The organism is Methylorubrum rhodesianum, from assembly GCF_014199985.1.
In the GTDB taxonomy this organism is placed as follows: Bacteria; Pseudomonadota; Alphaproteobacteria; order Rhizobiales; family Beijerinckiaceae; genus Methylobacterium; species Methylobacterium rhodesianum.
Map to the genome: position 1 here is coordinate 302,180 of NZ_JACHOS010000004.1, position 21,337 is coordinate 323,516.

Annotated in this window: 24 protein-coding genes; 9 read left to right on the plus strand and 15 right to left on the minus strand. The window is 69.6% G+C overall.

Annotated elements, in window-relative coordinates:
- Positions 1 to 30: 30 nt before the first annotated feature.
- From HNR01_RS08010 to HNR01_RS08025, 4 genes are all read left to right on the plus strand, one after another.
- Positions 31 to 765 carry a class I SAM-dependent methyltransferase gene (locus tag HNR01_RS08010; RefSeq protein WP_017485781.1) on the plus strand — a complete coding sequence of 245 codons (735 nt, stop codon included), beginning with the start codon at positions 31 to 33 and terminating at the stop codon, positions 763 to 765.
- A 39-nt stretch (positions 766 to 804) separates the two neighbouring features.
- A complete protein-coding gene (locus tag HNR01_RS08015; RefSeq protein WP_017485780.1) occupies positions 805 to 1,494 on the plus strand; it encodes a MarC family protein in 690 nt (229 codons plus the stop codon).
- An 81-nt stretch (positions 1,495 to 1,575) separates the two neighbouring features.
- A complete protein-coding gene (gene dapB / locus HNR01_RS08020; RefSeq protein ID WP_183667304.1) occupies positions 1,576 to 2,379 on the plus strand; it encodes a 4-hydroxy-tetrahydrodipicolinate reductase in 804 nt (267 codons plus the stop codon).
- 143 nt (positions 2,380 to 2,522) lie between these two features.
- Entirely contained in the window at positions 2,523 to 3,161 is a 639-nt protein-coding gene (locus tag HNR01_RS08025; RefSeq protein ID WP_017485778.1) for a 2,3-bisphosphoglycerate-dependent phosphoglycerate mutase, read from the plus strand.
- Positions 3,162 to 3,171: 10 nt separating this feature from the next.
- Here the strand turns inward: HNR01_RS08025 and bchI are convergent, their stop codons facing one another.
- The 10 genes from bchI to HNR01_RS08075 form a co-directional block, all read right to left on the minus strand.
- Complete coding sequence (bchI, locus tag HNR01_RS08030) at positions 3,172 to 4,209, minus strand: magnesium chelatase ATPase subunit I (protein WP_183667305.1); 1,038 nt, start codon at positions 4,207 to 4,209, stop codon at positions 3,172 to 3,174.
- Positions 4,210 to 4,401: 192 nt separating this feature from the next.
- Complete coding sequence (locus HNR01_RS08035; protein ID WP_017485776.1) at positions 4,402 to 4,731, minus strand: hypothetical protein; 330 nt, start codon at positions 4,729 to 4,731, stop codon at positions 4,402 to 4,404.
- 2 nt (positions 4,732 to 4,733) lie between these two features.
- Positions 4,734 to 5,201 carry a PTS IIA-like nitrogen regulatory protein PtsN gene (gene ptsN / locus HNR01_RS08040; RefSeq protein ID WP_017485775.1) on the minus strand — a complete coding sequence of 156 codons (468 nt, stop codon included), beginning with the start codon at positions 5,199 to 5,201 and terminating at the stop codon, positions 4,734 to 4,736.
- 195 nt (positions 5,202 to 5,396) lie between these two features.
- The gene (gene hpf / locus HNR01_RS08045) at positions 5,397 to 5,999 is read right to left on the minus strand and encodes a ribosome hibernation-promoting factor, HPF/YfiA family (RefSeq protein ID WP_026105716.1); all 603 of its coding nucleotides are present in this window, start codon (positions 5,997 to 5,999) and stop codon (positions 5,397 to 5,399) included.
- Positions 6,000 to 6,112: 113 nt separating this feature from the next.
- On the minus strand, positions 6,113 to 7,648 hold the full coding sequence (gene rpoN / locus HNR01_RS08050) for an RNA polymerase factor sigma-54 (protein ID WP_183667306.1): 1,536 nt from the start codon (positions 7,646 to 7,648) through the stop codon (positions 6,113 to 6,115).
- A gap of 378 nt (positions 7,649 to 8,026) precedes the next feature.
- A complete protein-coding gene (gene lptB, locus HNR01_RS08055; RefSeq protein WP_183667307.1) occupies positions 8,027 to 8,896 on the minus strand; it encodes an LPS export ABC transporter ATP-binding protein in 870 nt (289 codons plus the stop codon).
- Between the two features lie 17 nt (positions 8,897 to 8,913).
- Positions 8,914 to 9,681: an LptA/OstA family protein gene (locus HNR01_RS08060; protein WP_183667308.1), complete on the minus strand. Its 768-nt coding sequence runs from the start codon at positions 9,679 to 9,681 to the stop codon at positions 8,914 to 8,916.
- The gene (locus HNR01_RS08065; RefSeq protein ID WP_017485770.1) at positions 9,678 to 10,436 is read right to left on the minus strand and encodes a hypothetical protein; all 759 of its coding nucleotides are present in this window, start codon (positions 10,434 to 10,436) and stop codon (positions 9,678 to 9,680) included. Before HNR01_RS08065 ends, HNR01_RS08060 begins: the two co-directional genes overlap by 4 nt.
- A gap of 270 nt (positions 10,437 to 10,706) precedes the next feature.
- Complete coding sequence (locus HNR01_RS08070; protein WP_183667309.1) at positions 10,707 to 11,336, minus strand: ribonuclease D; 630 nt, start codon at positions 11,334 to 11,336, stop codon at positions 10,707 to 10,709.
- 98 nt (positions 11,337 to 11,434) lie between these two features.
- A complete protein-coding gene (locus HNR01_RS08075; RefSeq protein ID WP_017485768.1) occupies positions 11,435 to 11,800 on the minus strand; it encodes a ComEA family DNA-binding protein in 366 nt (121 codons plus the stop codon).
- Between the two features lie 305 nt (positions 11,801 to 12,105).
- Here HNR01_RS08075 and HNR01_RS08080 point away from each other — a divergent pair, with 305 nt between their 5' ends.
- The 3 genes from HNR01_RS08080 (at position 12,106) to HNR01_RS08090 (ending at position 13,973) form a co-directional block, all read left to right on the plus strand.
- Positions 12,106 to 12,438: a CsbD family protein gene (locus HNR01_RS08080; RefSeq protein ID WP_183667310.1), complete on the plus strand. Its 333-nt coding sequence runs from the start codon at positions 12,106 to 12,108 to the stop codon at positions 12,436 to 12,438.
- A gap of 45 nt (positions 12,439 to 12,483) precedes the next feature.
- Entirely contained in the window at positions 12,484 to 13,395 is a 912-nt protein-coding gene (locus HNR01_RS08085) for a PhnA-like protein (protein ID WP_183667311.1), read from the plus strand.
- A 158-nt stretch (positions 13,396 to 13,553) separates the two neighbouring features.
- Positions 13,554 to 13,973 carry a BA14K family protein gene (locus tag HNR01_RS08090; protein WP_183667312.1) on the plus strand — a complete coding sequence of 140 codons (420 nt, stop codon included), beginning with the start codon at positions 13,554 to 13,556 and terminating at the stop codon, positions 13,971 to 13,973.
- A gap of 57 nt (positions 13,974 to 14,030) precedes the next feature.
- Here HNR01_RS08090 and HNR01_RS08095 read toward each other — a convergent pair whose 3' ends face one another.
- On the minus strand, positions 14,031 to 15,623 hold the full coding sequence (locus tag HNR01_RS08095) for a sensor domain-containing diguanylate cyclase (RefSeq protein ID WP_246417432.1): 1,593 nt from the start codon (positions 15,621 to 15,623) through the stop codon (positions 14,031 to 14,033).
- Between the two features lie 372 nt (positions 15,624 to 15,995).
- Here HNR01_RS08095 and HNR01_RS08100 point away from each other — a divergent pair, with 372 nt between their 5' ends.
- Positions 15,996 to 17,324, plus strand: a complete 1,329-nt coding sequence (locus HNR01_RS08100; RefSeq protein WP_183667313.1) for an MFS transporter — start codon at positions 15,996 to 15,998, stop codon at positions 17,322 to 17,324.
- Between the two features lie 36 nt (positions 17,325 to 17,360).
- On the opposite strand, the gene HNR01_RS08105 is transcribed toward HNR01_RS08100, so the two are convergent.
- Entirely contained in the window at positions 17,361 to 17,792 is a 432-nt protein-coding gene (locus HNR01_RS08105; protein WP_026105715.1) for a PaaI family thioesterase, read from the minus strand.
- A gap of 44 nt (positions 17,793 to 17,836) precedes the next feature.
- Between HNR01_RS08105 and HNR01_RS08110 the strand changes: the two genes are divergently transcribed.
- The gene (locus HNR01_RS08110) at positions 17,837 to 18,400 is read left to right on the plus strand and encodes a CoA-binding protein (protein WP_183667349.1); all 564 of its coding nucleotides are present in this window, start codon (positions 17,837 to 17,839) and stop codon (positions 18,398 to 18,400) included.
- 55 nt (positions 18,401 to 18,455) lie between these two features.
- Here the strand turns inward: HNR01_RS08110 and HNR01_RS08115 are convergent, their stop codons facing one another.
- The 3 genes from HNR01_RS08115 to HNR01_RS08125 all read right to left on the minus strand — a co-directional run bounded on the left by HNR01_RS08115 (position 18,456) and on the right by HNR01_RS08125 (position 21,290).
- Positions 18,456 to 18,881: an organic hydroperoxide resistance protein gene (locus HNR01_RS08115; RefSeq protein WP_017485760.1), complete on the minus strand. Its 426-nt coding sequence runs from the start codon at positions 18,879 to 18,881 to the stop codon at positions 18,456 to 18,458.
- Positions 18,882 to 19,026: 145 nt separating this feature from the next.
- Positions 19,027 to 20,295 carry an MFS transporter gene (locus HNR01_RS08120; protein WP_183667314.1) on the minus strand — a complete coding sequence of 423 codons (1,269 nt, stop codon included), beginning with the start codon at positions 20,293 to 20,295 and terminating at the stop codon, positions 19,027 to 19,029.
- Positions 20,292 to 21,290: a MaoC family dehydratase gene (locus HNR01_RS08125; protein ID WP_183667315.1), complete on the minus strand. Its 999-nt coding sequence runs from the start codon at positions 21,288 to 21,290 to the stop codon at positions 20,292 to 20,294. The genes HNR01_RS08120 and HNR01_RS08125 overlap by 4 nt, the downstream gene beginning before the upstream one ends.
- Positions 21,291 to 21,337 lie beyond the last annotated feature (47 nt).

A 21,337-nucleotide genomic window follows, 5' to 3' on the forward strand; every position in this document is an offset into this window, starting at 1 on the left:
GGACAACCGGCCGTGCCGGCACCCCATCCGATGCGCCTCGACGTCACGGACCTGCGCGCCTTCTACGCCTCTCCGCTCGGCGTCGTCACCCACCGCGTCGTCGGCCGAGCCATTCACGGCTTCCTCGGCTCGGTCTCGGGTCTGCGCGTGCTCGGCCTCGGCTACGTCACGCCCTATCTCGGCCCCGTCCACGTCATCGCCGAGCGCACGCTGGCCTTCATGCCGGCGACGCAGGGGGTGGTGAACTGGCCCTCCAGCGGCCGTTCGGTGACCGCACTGGCCGATCTCACCATGCTGCCCCTGCCCGAGGCGGCGGTCGATCGCGTCATCCTCGTTCACGCGCTGGAAGCGGTCGAGAGCCCGAGCGAACTCTTGGCCGACGTCTGGCGCGTGCTGACACCGGGTGGGCGCCTGATCCTCGTCGTACCCAACCGCACCGGCGTCTGGGCGCGGCGCGACGCGACACCCTTCGGGCACGGCCAGCCCTACAGCCGCTCGCAGCTCTCGCGGCTGATGCGCGACACGCTGTTCTCGCCGGAGGGCTGGGCCGAGACCCTGTACATGCCGCCGATTCGCAGCCGCTTCTGGTTGCGCACCGCCGCGGCTTGGGAGCGGTTCGGCACTGGTCTCGCCATGCCCTTCGCCGGCCTCCACGTGGTCGACGCGACCAAGCAGCTCTACCGGCCGATCGCGGTGCGGCAGGTCCGTCGCCTGGAGAGCCGCGTGCCGGCGCGGGTGCTGGTGCCGGCGGGACAGCCGGGCTAAAGCCCCCGACCCTCTCACGCTTTGCCGAGCCGGGCCCGCATGCTGGCATCCATCGGATTCGAGACCGTGCTGACGAGCTTCCTGCTCGCGCTGTCCGGACTGTTCTCCATCGTGAATCCGGTCGGCTCGGCGCTGATGTTCGCGCAGATCACTGCGGAACGCTCGCAGGCGGAGCGGGCGGAGCTGTCGCGCCGGATCGGCTTCTACGCCGCCCTGGTGATGCTCGCCGCCCTCTGGGCCGGTGCTCCGATCCTCAACTTCTTCGGCGTGTCGCTCGCAGCGCTCCGCATCGCCGGCGGCCTGTTCGTGGCGGCCTTCGCCTGGACCCTGCTCAACGCCCCTGAAACGCGGGAGGCGCGCAAACATGCCGAGGCGGAACCGGAGGCCGGCGAGAACCTCGCCGAAGTCGCCTTCTTTCCGCTCACCCTCCCCTTCACCACCGGACCCGGCACCATCGCGGTCGCCATCGCGCTCGGCGCCAACCGCCCCTCCGAACCGGGCGACCTCGCCGGCTTCTTCATCGGCGCCTCCCTGGCCGCCATGGCCATTGCCGGTATGATCCGCCTCGCTTACGGATCGGCGGACCGGGTCGTGACCCTGATCGGGCCGGTGCGGGCGCGGGTGCTCGGACGGCTCTCGGCGTTCCTGCTGCTGTGTGTCGGCACGCAGATCACCGTCAACGGCGTGTCGGACGTCCTGGGGCCGCTGATCGCGTCGCAACGGGTCTAGAGGGACGGTTGAGGGTGGCCTTCCGGGCGACAAGCGGCCCGGTGAGGGCCGGACATCCATCGAAGCGGAAAGTCGACCATCATGAAGCTCGTCGTTGTCGGCGCCGAGGGGCGCATGGGGCGGATGCTGATCCGGGCGGTGGCCGAGGCCCAGGGCTGCACCCTGCACGGCGCGGTCGAGCGTCCGGGATCACCCGCCCTGGGCCAGGACGCCGGACGCTTGGCCGGAATCGGTGATCTCGGCGTCACGGTCAGTGACGATCCGCTGTCCCTGTTCGTCGCCGCCGACGGGGTCCTGGACTTCACCGCGCCCGCGGCGACGGTCGCCTTCGCCGAACTCGCGGCGCAGGCCCGGATCGTCCACATCGTCGGCACCACGGGGCTGTCGCAGGACGACCTGAAGCGGCTGGAGGCAGCCAGCTACCATGCCCGCATCGTGCGCTCGGGCAACATGTCGCTCGGCGTCAACCTGCTCGCAGGCCTCGTGCGCAAGGTCGCCGCGACTCTGGGCGAAGAGTTCGACATTGAGGTGCTGGAGATGCACCACCGCATGAAGGTCGATGCGCCCTCGGGAACGGCCCTGCTCCTCGGCGAGGCGGCGGCGGAGGGCCGGCGCGTGACTCTCGCCGAGACCCGCGTCTCGACCCGCGATGGCCATACCGGCGCGCGGCGGCCCGGCGATATCGGCTTCGCGACTCTGCGCGGCGGCTCGGTGGTCGGCGATCACAGCGTGATCTTCGCCGGTCCCTCCGAGCGGATCACCCTCTCCCACCACGCCGAGGACCGGGCAATCTTCGCCCGCGGCGCCGTGCGGGCCGCGCAGTGGGCCTTCGACAAGGCCCCGGGCCTCTACGGCATGGACGACGTTCTGGGGCTGAGGGATTAGACCTTCGTCGGAATAACGATTCCGGCGGAACGTCAGGCTTGGGCTTGGGAGGTGTCGCCGCCTCTGGTAGAGGCCCGGCCCATGCTGGCGAGGTCCCGTGACGTGGCGGCCTCGCCTTGACCTTCTCCGGAGAGACCCGTCCCATGGAGCGCCTGCTCGTCCTCGCTCGGCACGGCCAGAGCGAGTGGAACCTGAAGAAGCTGTTCACCGGCTGGCGCGACCCGGAGTTGACGGAGCTCGGCGTTGCCGAGGCACGCCGGGCCGGACGCTGGCTCAAGGCCCAGGGCACGCAGTTCGACGTGGCCTTCACCTCGAACCTGAGGCGCGCCCAGAACACCTGCGCGCTGATCCTCGAGGAGATGGGCCAGGGCGGCCTTGAGACGATCCGCAACGAGGCGCTCAACGAGCGCGATTACGGCGATCTCTCCGGCCTCAACAAGGACGATGCCCGCGAGCGCTGGGGCGATGCCCAGGTCCACGAGTGGCGCCGCTCCTACGACGTGCCTCCGCCCGGCGGCGAGAGCCTGAAGGACACCGCCGCGCGGGTGCTGCCCTACTACATCCAGACGATCCTGCCGCGTGTCATGTCGGGCGAGCGGGTGCTGGTGGCGGCTCACGGCAACTCGCTGCGGGCGCTGGTGATGGTGCTCGACGGCATGACCACCAAGACCATCGCCAGCCTGGAGATCGCCACGGGCATCCCGCTGGTCTACCGGCTCAAGGCGGACACCACGGTCGAGTCGAAGCTGATCCTCGACAAGGACATCGATCAGGACGACTGAGGCGCTCGGCTCAGCCCGGTCCCAACACCTCTTCCACGGCCCGCGCCACGCGCGCCGTGGAGCCGGACTCGTCGAGCGGGTTGCGGCGCAGGCGGTGGCGCAGCGCGCTCGGCGCGACCTGCCGCAGATGGGCGAGCGTGACAGTGTCCGCGCCCTCAAGGGCCGCGAGCGCACGGGCCGTGCGCATCAGCGTGAGTTCGCCGCGCAGGCCGTCGGTGCCGAGGGCGACGCAGAGCCGGGCCGCATTCTCCAGAACCGCGTCGGGCACGCTCACGTCGCCGAGTCGCTCGCGGGCCGACAGAATCGTCTTTTGCAGCGCCTTCTCCACCTTTCCTTGCGCGGCGCAGAACGCCTCACCGTCGCGCTCGTAGGCGTCGCGCCGCCGCACGACCTCGATCCGGGTCGCGATCTCGGTGGGCGTCGTCACCTCGCAGGCGAGGCCGAACCGGTCGAGGAGCTGCGGGCGCAACTCCCCCTCCTCCGGATTGCCGCTGCCGACGAGAACGAAGCGCGCCGGGTGGCGCAGCGACAAGCCCTCGCGCTCCACCGTGTTGACGCCGGAGGCGGCCACGTCGAGCAGGAGGTCGACGAGATGGTCCTCCAGAAGGTTCGCCTCGTCGATGTAGAGGAAGCCGCGATTGGCGCGCGCCAGCAGGCCCGGCTCGAAGGCCTTCTCGCCCCGCATCAGGGCCCGCTCCAGGTCGAGGGCGCCGACGACGCGGTCCTCGGTGGCACCGAGGGGCAGATCGACCACCGGAACCGGGATCAGGTGGGTCTTGACCTTGTTTCCATCCCTGCCTGGCCCCCTCTGCCCGGCACAGTGCGGACAGGCTTCGGGCGGGCTTTCGGGCGAGCAGGAATAAGGGCAGCCCGCCACCGCCCGGATCTTCGGCAGCAGCGCCGCCAGAGCCCGCACGGCGGTAGACTTGCCGGTGCCTCGGTCCCCGAAGATCAGGACGCCGCCGATGGAGGGATCGACCGCCGCGATCAGCAGCGCCCGCTTCATCTCCTCCTGGGCAACGATGGCGGTAAAGGGAAAGGGAGGCACGCTCGATCAGCTTCCGGACCGGAGAGGCCCGGGACGAGGCTCACGGGCGGATGCGGCGATCATGCACGAATTGCCCGGCGCGAACAGCCGCGCTCGCCTTATTAGGCCGCTCGCACAACGTCCGATCGTCGGCGTCGCGCAGAAGATCGTGCCGGCCGATACGGTGAGCGCGTCGGGCGACAGCGGCTCGCTTTACAGGCCGCGGCAGCGGCTGCGCACGAGGCCCGCGAATTCCTTCTCCGAACTCTGGACCTGGGACAGGCGCTCGGTCCGCTCGGGACCGGACAGGCAGCGGCCGTAGACACCCGCGATCCGGCGCATGGTCTCGACGTGACGGCGCCAGACGCGGCAGAGGCTCGCCTCGTCATCGCCGCCGCCCTCGAGCTGCTCGATCGCCTGCCGCTGCATTGAGCCGGCCACCAGCACGTCGCGGGCACAGGCCGCATCGCTCTGGGCGTGCAGGCTGCCGGGAGCCAGGAGCACCGCCAGAACCAGGGCGGTACGCGAAGGGAATGCGAGCATGGTCAGGCGGCCTGAGTCGTCGGGCCGTTGGCCAGCAGAGCGTAGAGCGCGGTCGCATCGCGGGCGCTGCGGATCCGTTCCAGCATGCCGGGCTCGCGCAGGAGCCGGGCGACCTGGGCCAGGGCCTTGAGGTGGTCGGCACCGGCCGTCTCCGGAGCGAGCAGCAGGAAGGCGACATCGACCGGCTGGCCGTCGAGGGCATCGAAATCCACGGGCTTTTCCAGCCGGGCGACGAGGCCGAACAGGCGGTCGAGCTGCGCCAGTTTGCCGTGGGGAATGGCGACGCCGTCGCCGATACCGGTGGAGCCGAGGCGCTCGCGCTGAAGCAGGGTCTCGAAGATGTCCCGGTCGGACAGGCCCGGCAGGCGGCGGGCGGCGTGGACGGCCAGTTCCTGGAGCACGTGCTTCTTATCCCGCACGCGCAAGGCAGAGACGACCGAGTCCGGGTTCAGGAATTCGAGCATCGGCATGAAAACTAAACGCCTCGTCGGCGGGATCCATCCGGCGGTCCCGCGTTCCCATGCACGCTCCCGGGGCGGGTGGCTCCGGCAAACAGCAGCTCACGCGCCTCGCTGGCGTCCCTCGTCCGGCGGCGGGAGGGCTGCCGGAGCTTAGTGAGGGACGCTCGCGACCCCGCCCGAGGTGATCCGAAACGGGGCCGTGCCTCAACCCCGGTCGGCGGGAGGATCGACCCACCCGATCGCGCCGTCACTGCGCCGATATACGACGTTGATGCGCCCGGTGCCAGCGTGAACGAAGACGACGACCGGAGCCCCGGTCATGTCGAGGGCGGTGACCGCCTCGCTGACCGACTGGCGCTTCAACGTGCGGGTGCTCTCGGCCACGACCGGAGGATGGTCGCCCTCCTCCGCCTCCAACGGCTCGTCGTCGACCTCATCGTCCGGCGCGGCGAAGACGGCGTAGGCCGCCTCGATATCCGCCCCGTTGTGACTCGGTGCGCTGTGCGTCTTCAGCTTGTGCTTGTAGCGACGCAGGCGCTTCTCGAGCTTGTCGGCGGTCTGCTCGAAACTCGCATGCACGTCGTGCGCGGCGCCCGAAGCTTCGAGTGTCAGGCCGGTGACGAGATGCAGCACGCAGTCGGTGCGGTAGGCGGTGCCGTCGCGCCGCAGCGTCACATGCCCGGTGCAGGTGCCGCTCATATGCGGATCGAGGTACTTCGAGAGCGTCGCCGCCATGCGGTCTTCGACCCGGCCCCGCAGAGCCGTACCGAGATCGAGGCCATGCCCCGTCACCCGCAAACCTGCCATCGACGTCTCCGCTTTTCCTCCCGAGGGCTTCGAGAGTTAGAAAGGGGGACGGGTCAAGTCAACGCGAAGGCGAGCCGGCACAAGGCTTTCGCGTAGCCTCTCCGCGCCCGGTGTCAGCGGGCGGCGGAGGCCATTTTCGCCCGGCGGCGGTCGATCGACGAGGGAATGCGCAACGACTCGCGGTACTTCGCGACGGTGCGGCGGGCGATGTCGACGCCCTCGTCGCGCAGGCGCTGCACCAGCGCATCGTCGGACAGGACATCCGAGGCTTCCGCATCCACGAGTTGCTTGATGCGGTGACGCACGGCTTCCGAGGAATGGGCGGCCGTGCCCGCGGCGCCGGGAATCGCCGCGGTGAAGAAGTACTTCATCTCCAAGGTGCCGCGGCTGGTGCCGATCGACTTGTTGGAAGTGACCCGCGAGACGGTCGATTCGTGCATGCCGATCGCCTCGGCGACGGTCTTCAGGTTGAGCGGGCGCAGGTGGGCGACGCCGTGCAGGAAGAAGGCGTCCTGCTGGCGCACGATCTCGGTGGCGACCTTGAGGATCGTGCGGGCCCGCTGCTCCAGGCTGCGGGTGAGCCAGTTGGCGGTCTGCAGGCACTCCGACAGGAACGCCTTGTCGCCGTCCGCGACGGCGCCCTTGGAAACGCGGGCATAGTAGGTCTGGTTGACCAGCACCCGCGGCAGTGCCTCGGAATTCAGCTCCACCAGCCAGGAACCGTCCGGCGCCGGGCGGACGAACACATCCGGGATCAGCACCTCGACGGCATGCGCGCCGAAGGCGCGGCCGGGTTTCGGATCGAGCCGCCGGATCTCGGCCAGCATCTCGACGAGATCCTCGTCGTCCACGCCGCAGAGACGGCGCAGGGCCGGGAAATCGCGCTTGGCCACGAGGTCGAGGCGCGAGACCAGCGCCTGCATCGCCGGATCGAACCGATCCTGCTCGCGCAGCTGGATCGCGAGGCACTCGGCGAGGTCGCGCGCGGCCACGCCCGGGGGATCGAAGCTCTGGACGAGCTTCAGGACGCGGGCGACGTCGTCGAGCGAGGCACCGAGCCGCTCGGCCACGCCGTCGATGTCCTCGCGCAGGTAACCGGCATCGTCCACTGCATCGATGAGGAAGCTGCCGATCAGCCGGTCAGACGGGCTCTGCGTCGCGAGGTCGAGCTGCGCGGCGAGGTGCTCGCGCAGGGACGTCTCGGCGGTGAGCGTCGACTCGAAATCGGGGAGCTCGCCATCGAAGCTGCCCCCGGTATTGCCGTAGGGCGCCGGGGTCAGGGAAAGCATGTCGCCCGAGCCCGCCTCGCGCGGTACCGGATTCTCGTCGGCGAAGACGTTGTCGAGGCGCGTATCGAGATCGCCCTCGATCTCGCTGCGGCTCGGCGTCATGTCGGAAGCGAGCCACGACTCGGGCTCCGCTCCGTCGCCGCCGTCATACTCGCCGTCGGCCGGCGCCTCCGATGCCTCGCGCTCGGGCGCACCCTCGGCCTCGATGCGCTCCAGGAGCGGATTGCGCTCCAATTCGGCATCGACGTACGCTGCGAGATCGAGTTGGGAGAGCTGTAGAAGCTTGATCGCCTGCAGCAGTTGCGGCGTCATCACCAGGGCTTGCCCCTGGCGCATTTCGAGCCGTTGCAGCAGACTCATCGCGACATCCAACCCTCAGAATTCGTTCACAAATCGCAGCCCAGGCGCGAGCCGCGCCGCGTTCGGCACGTTCTTTGCTTCTCCTTTGTTTAGGTCTAGCTCCATCCGGACCGCCCGTCAAAGTCTGATTGGCGCCCGCACCCTGAATTTCATCCGCGCGGGCAGCATTGCCACAGACCCTGACCGCGCCGACAGGTTGCGGCACGCACACGCAGGGCGTGAGCGGTTTCCGATGGATTGCACTTCAAGGATCAAGAAGACCTTACGCTCGATCCGGCCATCGACGCGCGTGGTTCAGGGGGTGTTACCCTGCTCGCCTCATTTCGGGGGCGAGCGATCGACGCCACCTGGCGGTCGCCGTCGTTCCGGCGGCCGGCCTCAGAGCCGGAAATCCTCGCCGAGATAGAGGCGGCGGGCATCCTCGTTCGCCACGATCTGCTCGGGCGTGCCCTCGGTGAGGATTCGGCCGGAATGGGCGATGTAGGCGCGGTCGATCAGGCCGAGCGTCTCGCGGACGTTGTGGTCGGTGATGAGCACGCCGATGCCGCGCTGCTTCAGGTGCTTCACCAGATCCTGGATATCGCCGACCGCGATGGGATCGATACCGGCGAAGGGCTCGTCGAGCAGCATGAAGGTCGGCGAGGAGGCCAGCGCCCGGGCGATCTCGCAGCGGCGGCGCTCGCCGCCCGACAGAGCGATCGACGGCGACTTGCGCAGGCGTGCGATGTCGAACTCCTCCAGCAGCGAGTCGAGCTTGCGCTCGCGGGCCTTGCGGTCGGGCTCGGCCACCTCCAGCACGGCACGGATGTTGTCCTCGACCGACAGCCCGCGGAAGATCGAGGCCTCCTGCGGCAGGTAGCCGATGCCGAGCCGGGCGCGCTGGTACATCGGCAGGTGCGTGATCTCCATGCCGTCGAGGCTGATGAAGCCGCGATCGGCCGGCACGAGGCCGGTGATCATGTAGAAGATCGTCGTCTTGCCCGCGCCGTTCGGGCCGAGCAATCCCACCGCCTCGCCGTTATGAACGGTGAGACCCGCCTCGTGGACGACGGTGCGCGCCCCGTAACTCTTGCGAAGGCCTCGCACGTGCAGCACGCCCGGACCGCTGCCCTCGGCGAGGGCAGCGTCGGGCGCCACCTGCGGCGCGGATCCACCGCGCCCGAACTTGCGACCGAGCCACGAGCCTTTGCGACCGCGGCCCGCCGGCCTCGGCTCGGCGACCGCCCGCAGCGGCACGCCCGCAGGCATCCCGGCTTCCGCCACGGTCAGTTCGCCTGCGCCCGCGTCTTGGCGGCCGGCCTCTCGGCGGCCGGCTTCTCGGCGGCCTTGGAACCCGATTTGGCGGCCACGGGCGGCTGTGCGCAGCCCTTCGGCTGACCGCCGGCCTGCCCACCCTTGGTCTCGCCCCCCTCGCCGGGCACGAACATCGCGGAGACGCGACCGCCGGCCACCGGATCCATGTTCGCCCGGCCGGTCGCCATGTCGTAGACGAGCCGCGAGCCGCGGGTGACGTTCTGGCACTGGCTGAGCACGACGTTGCCGGTCAGCACGATGCGCTTGGCTTCTTGATCGAACACCGCGTTGTCGCCGGTGGCAACTTGGTCCTTCTGCGCGACGGTGACGGGTCCGGCGCACTCGACCTTGCGGATGCCGCTGCCGCCCATCGCCGCCTTGGCCTTCGCGTCCTCGGCCGCTTGGGCCTCGGTCTTCCCATCACCCTTCGCGGCGTCCTTGCCCGGATCCTTGTCCTTGTCGCGCTTGTAGTGGACCGTCATGGCCGAGCAGCGGATCGTGCTCTCGCCCTGCACCGCCACGACATTGCCGGCGAAGATCGCCTTGTTCTCCTTGTCGAACACGTCGAGCCGGTCGGCATCGATCTTGATCGGCCCCTTGCCGCCGCCGACGGTGCCGAGCGGCGCGGACTTCTCCTTCGCGACATCCTTGGCCGGTGCAGCGGCGACGGAGTGACCCGGGAGCGGGGCGAGGAGGAGAGCGAGGCCGGCGGCGAGCGCTGGACCGAGACACCGCTTCATCGCGTGGGTTCCGCCGCGGAGGTGTGGATGCGCTCGACGTCGGCCCGCGCGGCGACCTTGGCACCGCCCGCCGTCTCGCCATCCTCACCGTGGAACACGGCGTGGACGCGGCCGACGAAGGAGATGACCCGGCCATTCTCGACCACGTCGAGGCTGTCGGCGACGATGGAACCCGACGGCACCGTCACGGTGACGGCCTTGGAGGAACGCAGGCTGCCGGTCTTGAAATCAACGGTGGCGACCGAGAGGCGAACTTCCTCGCCTTTGTCGGTCCAGAGGCGGATGTCGTTCTCGAGATTGAGCGACTCGCGGGTGGAGTCGAACACGCCGCCCTGGGCCTGGAGATAGGCCCGGCCGCCCTTGTCGTCGGTGGCGACGTGCCCCTTCATGGCCTGCAGCTCGATGATGCTGGGCTTGCGCACGTCCTGCTGCGCGGCCTCGGCGATCACCTCGTAGCCGCGTTCGCCCTTGCGGTAGCCGGACAGACGCGGGCTCTCCATCGTCACCTTGGTGCCGGACACGCTGATCGGACCGATGGAGACGTTGGGGATGCTGCCGGAGAGCGGGCTCCACAGCACGATGGCGGCGAGGCCGAGCACGGCGAGGCCGGCCGTGACGGGAATGACCCGGCGCAGCGTGCGCACCTGCGCGCTGTGCCGGCGTGCCCGCCCGTGCGCCCGCCTGCGACGCGCGTTCTCGTTCGCGGCGAGCGCGAGGAGATCCGTCTCCGTCTGGATGGTGTCGGCCGCCTGCATCGCGTTCCTGAAGGGTCGGCGCGAACGTGGTCGCGCCCTGCCGGCCGGATGCCCCGGTGCGGTGGCGAAGTTATGGCCTCGTCTTCGACGAATGATCAACGTCACCCGCGTGCGCCCCCGCACCGAAAGCGGCGCGAAACGCTGCGTCTCGGCACTCTTCCGCGCGGGCGTTGCCGACCGGCACCGCCTCCGGAACGGGTCTCATCTCGCTCGTCGGGCCGCGATACTCTCGCCCCCGGTCTCAGGCGCGCTTCAGGAAGCCGCCACGACTCAGGCGTGAGCGAAGATGTCGACCTCCGGCCAGCCGGCCAAGTCGAGCTTGGCCCGGGTCGGCAGGAAGTCGAAACAGGCCTGCGCCATCGCCGTTCGCCCCTCGCGGGCAAGCATCGCGTCGAGTCGCTCGCGGGCGGCGTGCAGGTAGAGCACGTCGGAGGCCGCATAGTCGATCTGCGCCTGGCTCAAGGCGGCCGCGCCCCAGTCGGACGATTGCTGCTGCTTGGAGAGATCGACGCCCACGAGTTCGCGCACGACGTCCTTGAGGCCGTGCCGGTCCGTGTAGGTGCGTGCGAGCTTGGAGGCGACCTTGGTGCAGTAGACCGGCGCCGGCATCACGCCGAACGCCTTGAACAGCACGGCGAGATCGAAGCGGGCGAAGTGGAAGATCTTGATCACCTGCGGGTCGGCGAGGATGGCCGCCAAGTGCTCGGGCGCGGGATCACCGGGCCGGATCTGGACCACATCGGCGCTGCCGTCCCCGCGGGAGACCTGCACGACGCAGAGCCGGTCGCGGTGCGGGTTGAGCCCCAGTGTCTCGGTATCGATGGCGATGGCCGCGCCGGGTTCGAAATCGGGCGGCAGGTCGCCGTGATGGAGTCGGATCCGGGGATGGGCGGCGGACATGGCTTGATCGAGCGTGTTCGAAGCTGGGGTCCGGCGGCGCGTAGCACCGCGCGCGCCGTCCCGATAGGCCCGCCCCCGCCCCGCGGAGGCGTGAAACTCTATTTCTGTTTGGCGATGATCTGATCCTTGATGCCGGCATAGACTGATTCCGGCAGGATCTTCTTGCGGACCAATTCGTCCTTGCCGCGGTAGGGGCGGCCCTTGACGATGGCCGCCGAGCGGGCCTCGCCGATCCCCTTGAGCCGGCTCAGCTCCTCGGCGCTGGCCGAGTTGATGTCGATGAGGTCGGCCTTCGCATCCGCTTTCGCGTCGGCCTTGGGCGCGGCCGAAGGCGGTGCGGCCGGTGCGGTCGCGGGTGGCTTCGTGGCGGTGGACGGTGCGGCCGGGCTCGGCGCCTGCGCAAGTGCAGGGGCCGCAGCGAGCCCGATCAGGATCGTGAAGGTGCGCAGAAGAGAAGAACGCATGTCGATCTCCCGACATCTCGGGCGGCGGGGCGCCGCGCCGGTTCTCAAGATTTAGAGCGCGCTGGTTGAACCGTCATTGAACGTATTCGCGCGCCCAACGGGCACCCAACGCGGTCGCACCCGTTGAGACTGTGGGACGTCCTGTCGCGATCGTGACTGTGAATCCGTTCGGCAGCACCGGAACAAGCGTGTTCGCAATCCGTTCGTGCACCGCTGCCGGGTCGAGCCGACCGCCGGCAGGAAGGAACGTGCTCCGCCCGCATCGGGCGGCCCGATGACATCATTTTGGAGCGAGGGTCGCGACCATGGTCGATGCCAACAGAATCACAGGTGCTGCGCGGGAGCTGGGCGGCAAGGTTCAGGGCGCTTTCGGCGACCTGACCGACTCCCACGAGGATTCCGCCGCGGGCCGGCTGCGCGAGACCGCCGGTCGGGCCGAGGGCGTGTACGGGCAAGCCAAGGACACCGCGCGCCACGCGGCGGATGAAGCCTACGACGTCGCCGAAGACATCTACGATCGCGGACGCCGCACGCTGCAGGAGGGTCACGAGCGCTCGGTCGAGTGGCCCCACGCCTCCCTGCTCGTTGCCGGATTGATCGGCTTCGGCCTCGGCCTCCTCGTCCGCGGGCGCAACTGAAGCCCGGCGCTCCGCCGCGAACGGCCCCAGACCCGGAGCATCAGTGTGACCTATCCTTCCGGATTTCAGCCCTCGATCGTGGACGGCGCCCGGAGCGTCGCACACGAGACGGTCGCCCTGAACCAGGTCTCCTGGGGGGCCGTCTTCGCCGGCGCCGCGACGGCGCTCGTGACGCAAGTCGTCATCAACCTCGCAGGCGTGGCCGCCGGCCTCGCCTCGGTGGGGCTCGACACGGCCGAAAATCCCACCGCGTCGACGTTTTCCCTCGGGGCCGGCGTCTGGTTCGTCGCCTCGGGCATCGTGGCCTCGCTTATCGGCGGACTGGTCGCCGGCCGTCTTGCGGGAAAGCCCTTGCGCGGCATTGCCGGACTCCACGGCTTCGTATCGTGGGTCGTCACCACGCTCGTCGTTCTCTACCTGCTGACCTCCGCCGCGAGCGGCGTCGTCGGCAGTGCCGTCAGCACCGTGGGCTCGGCCCTTGGCGGCGCGGGCAATCTCGTCGGGGGAACGGTCCAGACCGCGGCGCAGGCCGCCGCGCCGTCGCTGAGCAAGATCCCCAACCCGCTGGATCGGATCGAGCAGCGGGTGAAGGACCAGTCGGCGGGCCAGGATCCGCAGGCCGCCCGCGACGCGGCAGTCTCGGCGATACGCGCCCTGCTCTCGGGCGACGCCGCCGACAAGCAGCAGGCCGAAAATCGTGCCGCCGACGCCCTGGCCAAGGCGCAGAACATCCCGGTCGATCAGGCCCGTCAGCAGGTTCAGGACTATCGAAAGCAGTACGAACAGGCTGTGGCCAGCGCCAGGAAGCAGGCGGAAGAGGCAGCCAGAACCGCGAAGTCGGTCGCGACCCAGGGCGCTCTCTACGCATCGGTCGCACTGGTCCTCGGTGCGATCGCCGCCTTCCTCGGCGGGCTGATCGCCGCGCCGAAGCCGGCCCCGCTGACCTTCCGCGACTGACATCGAGGCCGTGAGCGCTTAATCCGCCCTCCCGGCCATCGGGCCGGGGCGGCCGGATGCGGACATGCCGCTCGAACGTCTATCCAGGAGAGCGCGGACTGAACCGGCTTTCTCACTCCAGGCCGCCAAACATCGATCAGCGAGGAGCTGCCAAACTGATGAAGTCGACCTTCGCCCTCACCGCCGTTGCCGCCCTGCTCATCGGCGCACCCGCGTCGGCCGCTCCGGCGCCGCAGACTCCCGTGGAGGCCCTGGTCCGGGGTGATCTGCCAACCGGCTACGTCCAGTACCGCCGCTTCGGCCACCGCCATTACGGGCATCGCCGCTACGGCTACGGCCGGGGTTATCGCAGGGGTCCGGGTGTCGGGGCGGCCGTCGGCGCGGGCGTCGCGGGGCTCGCGGCCGGGGCGATCCTCGGCGGCGCTCTCGCCAATTCCCAGGCCCAAGCCGCCCCCGTCGTGGTCCAGGGCGGCCCGGATCCGGAGGCCGTGGCGGCCTGCGCCCGCCGCTTCCGTTCCTACGACGCGCGAAGCGGCACCTATCTCGGCAATGACGGCGCCCGTCATCCCTGTCCGTAAGGGAAGCATCGTCTCAGGCTCACCCGCGCGCCGGTGGAATCGGCGCGCGGGTGGCCTTCAGATGGTACCGAGCCGGAGGTTTCGATGGTGGGACGGCGGAACACCCGATCCGTCGGGAGCGCATCGGGTCCGATTCCGGCCGCCGCTCTTGGCCTCGTAGAGCGCGGCGTCGGCGCGACGGTAGAGATCCGCCGAACCGCCCGTCGTAGCGACGGCGACGCCGATGCTCACGGTCACGGAGCCCGGCCCGATCCCGGCGGACGGCACGGTGAGCGTTCTCGTGGCGCCGTGGATCGCGGCCGCGACCTGCAGCCCCCCCTCTCGGTCGGTGTCCGGCATCAAGACGGCGAATTCCTCCCCGCCGACACGGGCGACGAGATCGCCCGGCCGGCGCACGCTCCGCATCAGGACTTCGGCCAGACCCTGGAGCACGGCATCCCCGACCGCGTGCCCGAAACGGTCGTTGTAGGTCTTGAAGTGATCGGCATCGATGACGAGCAGCGACAGCGGACGCCCCGTGCGGGCCGAAGCGCGGGCGCTCCGCTCGAAAGCCTCCTCGAACTGACGCCGGTTCGCCAACCCGGTCAGGGTGTCGGTCCAGGCGAGCTTGGCCAACGCGCCCTGCATCGTCGCGCTCCGGCGCAGCTCCCGTCCGAACAGGAGCGAGAGCAGCACGGTCAAGCCGCACAGGACGAGGACGGCCAAACCGAGCACCGCGGCCTTGGCCTTCCATTCCGCCTCGATCTCATGGGTACCGAGCGCGACGTTGAGGATGAGCGGCAGGTCCCCGACGCGCGTGAAGGCGTAATACCGCTCGACGCCGTCGCGGACGGAGATACCCCTGAAGCTGCCGCTGTCTTCGGCGAGGAAGCGCTGGAAGGTCGGCGCCCCGCCGATGTTCGCCCCGATATCGGCTTGCACGGCGGGATAGCGCATCAGGCGCGTACCGTCCCGCAGGTAGAGGTTGATGCCGCCCTCCCGCCCCAGCCCGATCCGGTCGAACAGGGTGCTGAAGTAGGAGAGTTTGAGACTCGCCAGCACCACGCCGCCGAAGGAGCCGTCCGGCCGGTCGATCCGGCGGCTCAGCACGATCACCGATTCGCCGAGCAGACGTGACATCAGCGGCGGGCTGATGTGGAGCCCGAGATCGCCGCGCGCCTTGTGAAGCTGGAAATAGGCACGGTCGGCGTTGTTGACGCGGCGGGCGGGCACCGAACCGGAATCCAGGATGCTGTCGCCGTTCTCGTCGAGAACGAGCATCACGCCCATGTCGCGGGCCGTCGTGGCGCGGTCGAACAGGACGAGTTGGCGCAGGGCCGGACTGATCTCCGCGACGCCGGGCGCCTTGATGTTGTCGGCGACGGCTTGCAGCGACAGATCAATGATCTCGACGTTGCGGGCGATGTCGCGCTCGATCACCTGAAGCAGGTTCCTCGAGGTCTGCTCGGCCTTCTCCCAGGCGTCGCGCCGCAGATCGAGCAGCATGATGGCCGAGACCACCAGCATGCCGACGGGCGCGAGAACGCCGAGGGCGATCCAGTTCCGGGCCGAGCGAAGGTGCCGGACCAGGGGAGATCGCAGCCACCCCTGGGATCTCGTCGGCTTCTCCCTGTCCGTCGCCCGGTTCATCTCGTCATCGGAGGTGGGCATCGGCTTCGTTTCTTGATTGTCGGCGCTCCTCTCTCGGCGCGCCAAGCTAACTGAACCTTTCGCCGGCGCCGCGATGCCGAAATCCGATCCCCCCATGGCTAAAGCGACGTTACCGTTGCTCCGGGGCGCTGACCGATACCCGGAGTTCTCCGCACCGCACAAAGATGTGATCTGGGCCTGGGGATTATGAAATCGCGGTCGCGGAACGAATGGGTCGAGCGAGACTTAGCGCCGGGATCGCGTCGGACCTCGGTCACTTGAGAGAGATCGATCGGGGCGCTCGACCCTCGAAACCTGGATTTCTCGGGCCGTCGTCTTCCCGAGGCTGCACGCCCAGCCTCGAGACGTCGCGCTTGCCCGTGGGGACTGCCGATGCCCGTCGACGCACCATCCTCGGTCGCCTCCCCCGACTCCGCCGAGCGCGACCCCTCCCGGCGCGCCCTGCGCGGTCTCGATCTGCTCAACTTCACCCTCGCCGACGTCCGCGACGGGCTCGGCCCCTACCTCGCCATCTACCTGCTCGCGGTGCGTGGGCCGGAGCAGGGCTGGAACGAGGCCACGATCGGTCTGGTGATGACGATCGCCGGCATTGCCGGATTGCTGGCCCAGACGCCCGCGGGAGCACTGATCGACCGCACCAATGCCAAGCGCAGCGTGGTGATCGCCGCGGCCGTCGTCGTGACCCTGAGCTGCCTCGTCCTGCCCTGGATCGCGAACTTCACGCTGGTGGCCGGCACGCAAGCTCTCGCCAGCATGGCAGGCTCCGTCTTCGCGCCCGCGCTGACCGGCATCACGCTCGGCCTCGTCGGCCCGAAACTGTTTTCGAAGCGCATCGGCCGCAACGAGGGATTCAACCATGCCGGCAACGCGGTCTCGGCCATGCTGGCGGGCGGGCTGGCCTACCTATTCGGTCCCGTGGTGGTGTTCTGGCTGATGGGACTTCTCGCCGCCTGCTCCATCGTCGCGATGCTCATGGTGCCGGCCGAGGAGATCGACGACGATCTCGCCCGCGGCCTCGATTGCGCCGCGGACCGGAACTGCGAGCAGCCCTCGGGCCTGAGCCTGCTGCTGCACAACCGGCACCTCATGCTGTTCGCGCTTCTCTGCGCCGCATTCCACCTCGCCAATGCGGCGATGCTGCCCTCGGTCGGCCAGCTGCTCACCAAGGTCGTCGGCAAGGACAACGCGACGTCGCTGATCGCGATCTGCATCGTCGCGGCCCAATGCGTGATGGTGCCGATGGCGGTGCTGGTCGGTGCCAAGGCCGACAGCTTCGGGCGCAAGCCGATCTTCCTCGTCGCCTTCGGCGTCCTGGCTCTGCGCGGCGTGCTCTACACGTTCTCCGACAACCCCTTCTACCTCGTGGCGGTGCAGTGCCTCGACGGCGTCGGCGCCGGAATCTACGGCGCGCTGTTTCCGATCGTCGTCGCCGACCTCACCCGCGGCACCGGACGGTTCAACGTCGCCCAGGGCGCGGCGGCGACGGCCCAGGGCCTCGGCGCAGCGCTGAGCGCGACATTGGCCGGCGTGGTCATCGTCGGCGCGGGTTACTCGGCGGCTTTCCTCGTGCTGGCGGCGATCGCGGCGGTCGGCTTCGCGCTCTACCTGCTGTTCATGCCCGAAACGCTCGGCTACCAGCCCCGCTCGACCGATGCGCCGCCGAGGAATCCCGCAGCGCCCCTCGCAGCACCGGCGGAGTAGCGCCGAGCGCCGAGCCGCTCACCGGCCTCGACCGCCTCACCGCTCCGGCGGGATCGAGTAGGTGCCGGTGGCGTGGCAGACGATCGCCTCGCCGCCCTGGCTGCGAATCGCGACCTCCCCGACGGCGAGGCGCCGCCCGAGCTTCAACAGCCGGCACTCCGCCACGAGAGCGGCGGGGCCGGGCCGGCGCAGGAAGTTGACGTTCAGGTTCGTCGTCACGGCGAGTGCCACCGGGCCGATATTCGAGAGGATCGCCGCGTAGAGCGCGTAGTCGGCCAAGGCCATCATCGACGGACCGGAGACCGTGCCGCCGGGGCGCAGATGGCGCTCGTGATAATCGAGCCGCATCCGCGCCGAGAGCGACCCCACCGCCTCCAGGTGGAAGTGGCGCCCGCCCGCATTCATCTGCGGGAAATCGCGCTCCAGGAAGGCAGCGGTTTCCTCCAGGCTCATCACGGTCTCGCTCATGACTGAGCCTTGCAGCATGCCGGCGCATGGCGGACAAGAGCGGCATGATCCCGACGATCGACATCGCGCCCGAAGGCATCGCCACCCGGCACGACCGCTATCCGGACGCGCAGATCCGCACCGTGCTCAGGGAGGCGCGGTCGATCGCTCTGGTCGGCGCCTCGGCCAACCCGGCGCGGCCGAGCTACATCGTCTTCAAGTATCTGAGTGAGCGCGGCTACGCGGTCACGCCGGTCAATCCGGGGCTGGCGGGCCAGAGCCTGCTCGGTCGTCCGGTGATCGCGCGGCTGTCCGATCTCACCGGACCGGTCGACATGGTCGAGATCTTTCGCAATTCCGCGGCGGCGGGGCCTCTGGTGGACGAGGCGCTGGCGCTGCCGGTCCCGCCCAAGGTGATCTGGATGCAGCTCGGCGTGCGCGACGATGTGGCGGCGGCGCGGGCCGAGGCGGCGGGCGTGACGGTGATCATGAACCGCTGCCCGAAGATCGAGTACGGCCGGCTTTCCGGCGAGATCGGCTGGACCGGGGTGAACTCCCGCATCCTCAGCGCGAAGAAGCCGCAGATGGCGAAGGGCGGGCTGCAGAAGCGGACGATCGAGGGGCCCTGAAACGCGTTCGCCCCCGGCGATGGAGCCGAGGGCGTCCATGTCAGGCGGATGACGCTCAGGCCAGCGTCAGACCGACATCGACATTGCCGCGCGTGGCATTGGAGTAGGGGCAGATCTGGTGGGCCGCCTCGACGAGGCGCTCGGCCTCGGCGCGGTCGAGGCCCGGAAGGCTGACCTTGAGGTCGGCGGTAATGCCGAAGCCGCCCTCGGAGCGCGGGCCGATGCCGACGGTCGCGGTGACAGTGGTGTCGGCGGGCACCTTCAGCTTGAGCTGACCACCGGCGACCTTCAGGGCGCCGATGAAGCAGGCCGAGTACCCCGCCGCGAAGAGCTGTTCGGGGTTGGCGCCCGGGCCGCCGGCGCCGCCGAGCTCCTTCGGGGTCGAGAGCTGGACCTGGAAGCTGCCGTCCTCGGTCCGGGCGGAGCCGTCGCGGCCGCCGGTGGCAGAGGCGGTGGTGCGGTACTTCACATCGACGGTCATGGGTCTGTCCTCGTGATCGGGGTTGAACGAGGCCGATCCGTTCGGCTCAGAATGTGGATATCGGCAAACTGGATTGCGCGCAATCTAAATCGTGCACAATCCATTCGCCCGACGTGTGACGGCTCTTCACGCGGCGAATGCTCCCTCAGCGTGAGGCGTCGCGCCCGGTTTCCGGCATGAGGGCGACGGCGGCGAGGCTGACCCCGGCCGCGGCCGCGAGATAGAGACCGACGAGGCCGATGCCGCCCCAACCGGCGAGCCACTGAGCCGCGAAAGGCGCGCCCGAGGCACCGACGATGCCAGCGAGATTGTAGGTCACGGAGGCACCGGTGTAGCGCACGCGGGTCGGGAACAGTTCGGGCAGGAGCGCGCCCATCGGCCCGAAGATCCAGCCCATGGCGAAGAGCGCGAGGCAGAGGAAGCCGAGCACCAGGGCGGGCTCGTCGCTGCCGAGCATCGGCCCCAGAACGGCGCCGAGCGCGCCCGTCACCGCGAGGCCCGAGACGAGAACCGGCTTGCGCCCGAAACGGTCGGCGGCCCAGCCCGAAAGGGGGATCGCCAGCGCCATGAACAGGATCGCCACGCACTCGAACAGCAGGAAGCTTTTTCGCGGGTAGCCGAGCGTGGCCGTGCCGTAGCTCAGGGCGAACACCGTGGAGAGGTAGAAGACGGCGTAGGCCGCCACCATGGCGAGCGTGCCGAGCAGCGTCGCGCGCAGGTGCTTGGAAAAGATCGTGGCGAGCGGCACGGGCTCCGGAGGCGCCTGTTCAAGGGCGGCGCGGAAGGCCGGTGTCTCGGTAAGCTTGAGGCGGACATAGAGCCCGACGCCGACGAGGGCGGCCGAGGCCAGGAACGGAAGCCGCCAGCCCCAGGCCTCGAAATCGGCCGGGGTCAGGGCCACGCTGAGTCCGAGGAAGAGCAGATTGGCCGCGATGAAGCCGATCGGCGCGCCGAGCTGGGGGAAGATGCCGTAGAGCGCGCGGCGCCCCGGCGGCGCGTTCTCGACCGCGAGCAGGGCCGCCCCGCCCCATTCACCGCCGAAACCGACCCCCTGTCCGAAGCGAAGCAGGCAGAGCAGGGCCGGCGCCCACCAACCGATGCTGGCATAGCCCGGCAGGCATCCGATCAGGACCGTGGAGAGGCCCATGATCATCAGCGAGGCGACCAGGGTCGCCTTGCGTCCGATCCGGTCACCGAAATGGCCGAAGGCCGCCGCCCCGACCGGTCGGGCGAGGAAGGCAATGGCGAAGGTCGCGAACGCCTGGAGCGTCTGTACGCCGGGCTCGCCTTGCGGGAAGAAGATCGGCCCGATCACCAGCGCCGCGGCGGTGGCGTAGATGTAGAAGTCGTAGAACTCGATCGCGGTGCCGACGAAGCTCGCGATCAGGATCTGGCGGGCGGACGGAGCGCTCATGCGGCCGGAGAGTCCCACTGCCAGAACACCGTGCCGGTGAACTCGAAGACCGGCTCGCCGCGCTGGTTCTCGGCGGTGTTGTGGTGGGTGGCGATGCCCCAGCCGGGCCGCGAGGCGGAGGCGCGCTTGTTCGTGAGCGTGCTTCTGTAGCGGATCGTGTCGCCGGCATAGACCGGCCGCAGCCATTTCAGGTCCTTGAAGCCCGGCGAGGGGCCGAGCTGCGGCACAGGGCCGGAGCGTGCGGTCAGCGCGATGTCGCGGGCGAAGGTCGCGTTGAGCCGCTTCATCCAGACGGCCGCGGTCTGCCAGCCCGAAGCGCAGAGCGCGCCGAAATGCGTGGCTCGCGCGGCCCCCGCATCGAGATGGAAGACCTGCGGGTCGTAGGCGCGCGCGAAGGTGATGATGTCGTCCGCCTCGAAGCGATGGGCACCGAGGTCACGGGTGGCGCCGAGCTCGGCTCGCGCGAGGTAGGGGAGCGGCAACGCGTCGTCCGGCTCCGGCACGGAGCCGGTCACCACCGCGAGTTCGACCGGACGCGGTGCGGGAACGGCGCCGGTGCGCGCGAACAGGACCGCGAATGCCTGCGTCATCACGGCCTCGCCGCGCCCGTTCGTGAGCGTCATCGCGAGCCGCGCCATGCCGCGGTCGGGCTTCGAGGACGACGGGCGAACCTCCTCGACGCGGACGACGGCGCTCAGGGCATCGCCCGGCAGGACGGGCCTCATCCAGCGCAGGCTGGCGATGCCGGGGGACCCCATCGAGGTCGAGTGCGAGATCAGCGCCTGCGCCAACAGACGCATGCCCAGGGCCGCCGTCTGCCAACCGGAGCCGATCAGGGTGCCGACGAAGGTGTCCTTCGCGGCGGTCTCGTCGAGATGGAAGGGTTGGGGATCGTACACCCGGGCGAAAGCGACGAGCTCGTCCCGGCTCACCGTGATCGGCCCGGCCGTGAACTCCTGGCCGGGAGCAAGGTCGTCGAGAGAAAGCAGAGCCATCGGATGCCGCATCGCGGGAGAAGTCCGCGCGTGGCTACATCATCGAA

Bases quoted from the DNA above. Each gene is read 5' to 3' on its own strand.
- HNR01_RS08010 (WP_017485781.1), top strand. From the start codon at position 31: ATGCGCCTCGACGTCACGGACCTGCGCGCCTTCTACGCCTCTCCGCTC.
- HNR01_RS08015 (WP_017485780.1), top strand. From the start codon at position 805: ATGCTGGCATCCATCGGATTCGAGACCGTGCTGACGAGCTTCCTGCTC.
- dapB (WP_183667304.1), top strand. From the start codon at position 1,576: ATGAAGCTCGTCGTTGTCGGCGCCGAGGGGCGCATGGGGCGGATGCTG.
- HNR01_RS08025 (WP_017485778.1), top strand. From the start codon at position 2,523: ATGGAGCGCCTGCTCGTCCTCGCTCGGCACGGCCAGAGCGAGTGGAAC.
- HNR01_RS08035 (WP_017485776.1), bottom strand. From the start codon at position 4,731: ATGCTCGCATTCCCTTCGCGTACCGCCCTGGTTCTGGCGGTGCTCCTG.
- ptsN (WP_017485775.1), bottom strand. From the start codon at position 5,201: ATGCCGATGCTCGAATTCCTGAACCCGGACTCGGTCGTCTCTGCCTTG.
- hpf (WP_026105716.1), bottom strand. From the start codon at position 5,999: ATGGCAGGTTTGCGGGTGACGGGGCATGGCCTCGATCTCGGTACGGCT.
- rpoN (WP_183667306.1), bottom strand. From the start codon at position 7,648: ATGAGTCTGCTGCAACGGCTCGAAATGCGCCAGGGGCAAGCCCTGGTG.
- lptB (WP_183667307.1), bottom strand. From the start codon at position 8,896: ATGCCTGCGGGCGTGCCGCTGCGGGCGGTCGCCGAGCCGAGGCCGGCG.
- HNR01_RS08060 (WP_183667308.1), bottom strand. From the start codon at position 9,681: ATGAAGCGGTGTCTCGGTCCAGCGCTCGCCGCCGGCCTCGCTCTCCTC.
- HNR01_RS08065 (WP_017485770.1), bottom strand. From the start codon at position 10,436: ATGCAGGCGGCCGACACCATCCAGACGGAGACGGATCTCCTCGCGCTC.
- HNR01_RS08070 (WP_183667309.1), bottom strand. From the start codon at position 11,336: ATGTCCGCCGCCCATCCCCGGATCCGACTCCATCACGGCGACCTGCCG.
- HNR01_RS08075 (WP_017485768.1), bottom strand. From the start codon at position 11,800: ATGCGTTCTTCTCTTCTGCGCACCTTCACGATCCTGATCGGGCTCGCT.
- HNR01_RS08080 (WP_183667310.1), top strand. From the start codon at position 12,106: ATGGTCGATGCCAACAGAATCACAGGTGCTGCGCGGGAGCTGGGCGGC.
- HNR01_RS08090 (WP_183667312.1), top strand. From the start codon at position 13,554: ATGAAGTCGACCTTCGCCCTCACCGCCGTTGCCGCCCTGCTCATCGGC.
- HNR01_RS08095 (WP_246417432.1), bottom strand. From the start codon at position 15,623: ATGCCCACCTCCGATGACGAGATGAACCGGGCGACGGACAGGGAGAAG.
- HNR01_RS08100 (WP_183667313.1), top strand. From the start codon at position 15,996: ATGCCCGTCGACGCACCATCCTCGGTCGCCTCCCCCGACTCCGCCGAG.
- HNR01_RS08105 (WP_026105715.1), bottom strand. From the start codon at position 17,792: ATGAGCGAGACCGTGATGAGCCTGGAGGAAACCGCTGCCTTCCTGGAG.
- HNR01_RS08110 (WP_183667349.1), top strand. From the start codon at position 17,837: ATGATCCCGACGATCGACATCGCGCCCGAAGGCATCGCCACCCGGCAC.
- HNR01_RS08115 (WP_017485760.1), bottom strand. From the start codon at position 18,881: ATGACCGTCGATGTGAAGTACCGCACCACCGCCTCTGCCACCGGCGGC.
- HNR01_RS08120 (WP_183667314.1), bottom strand. From the start codon at position 20,295: ATGAGCGCTCCGTCCGCCCGCCAGATCCTGATCGCGAGCTTCGTCGGC.
- HNR01_RS08125 (WP_183667315.1), bottom strand. From the start codon at position 21,290: ATGGCTCTGCTTTCTCTCGACGACCTTGCTCCCGGCCAGGAGTTCACG.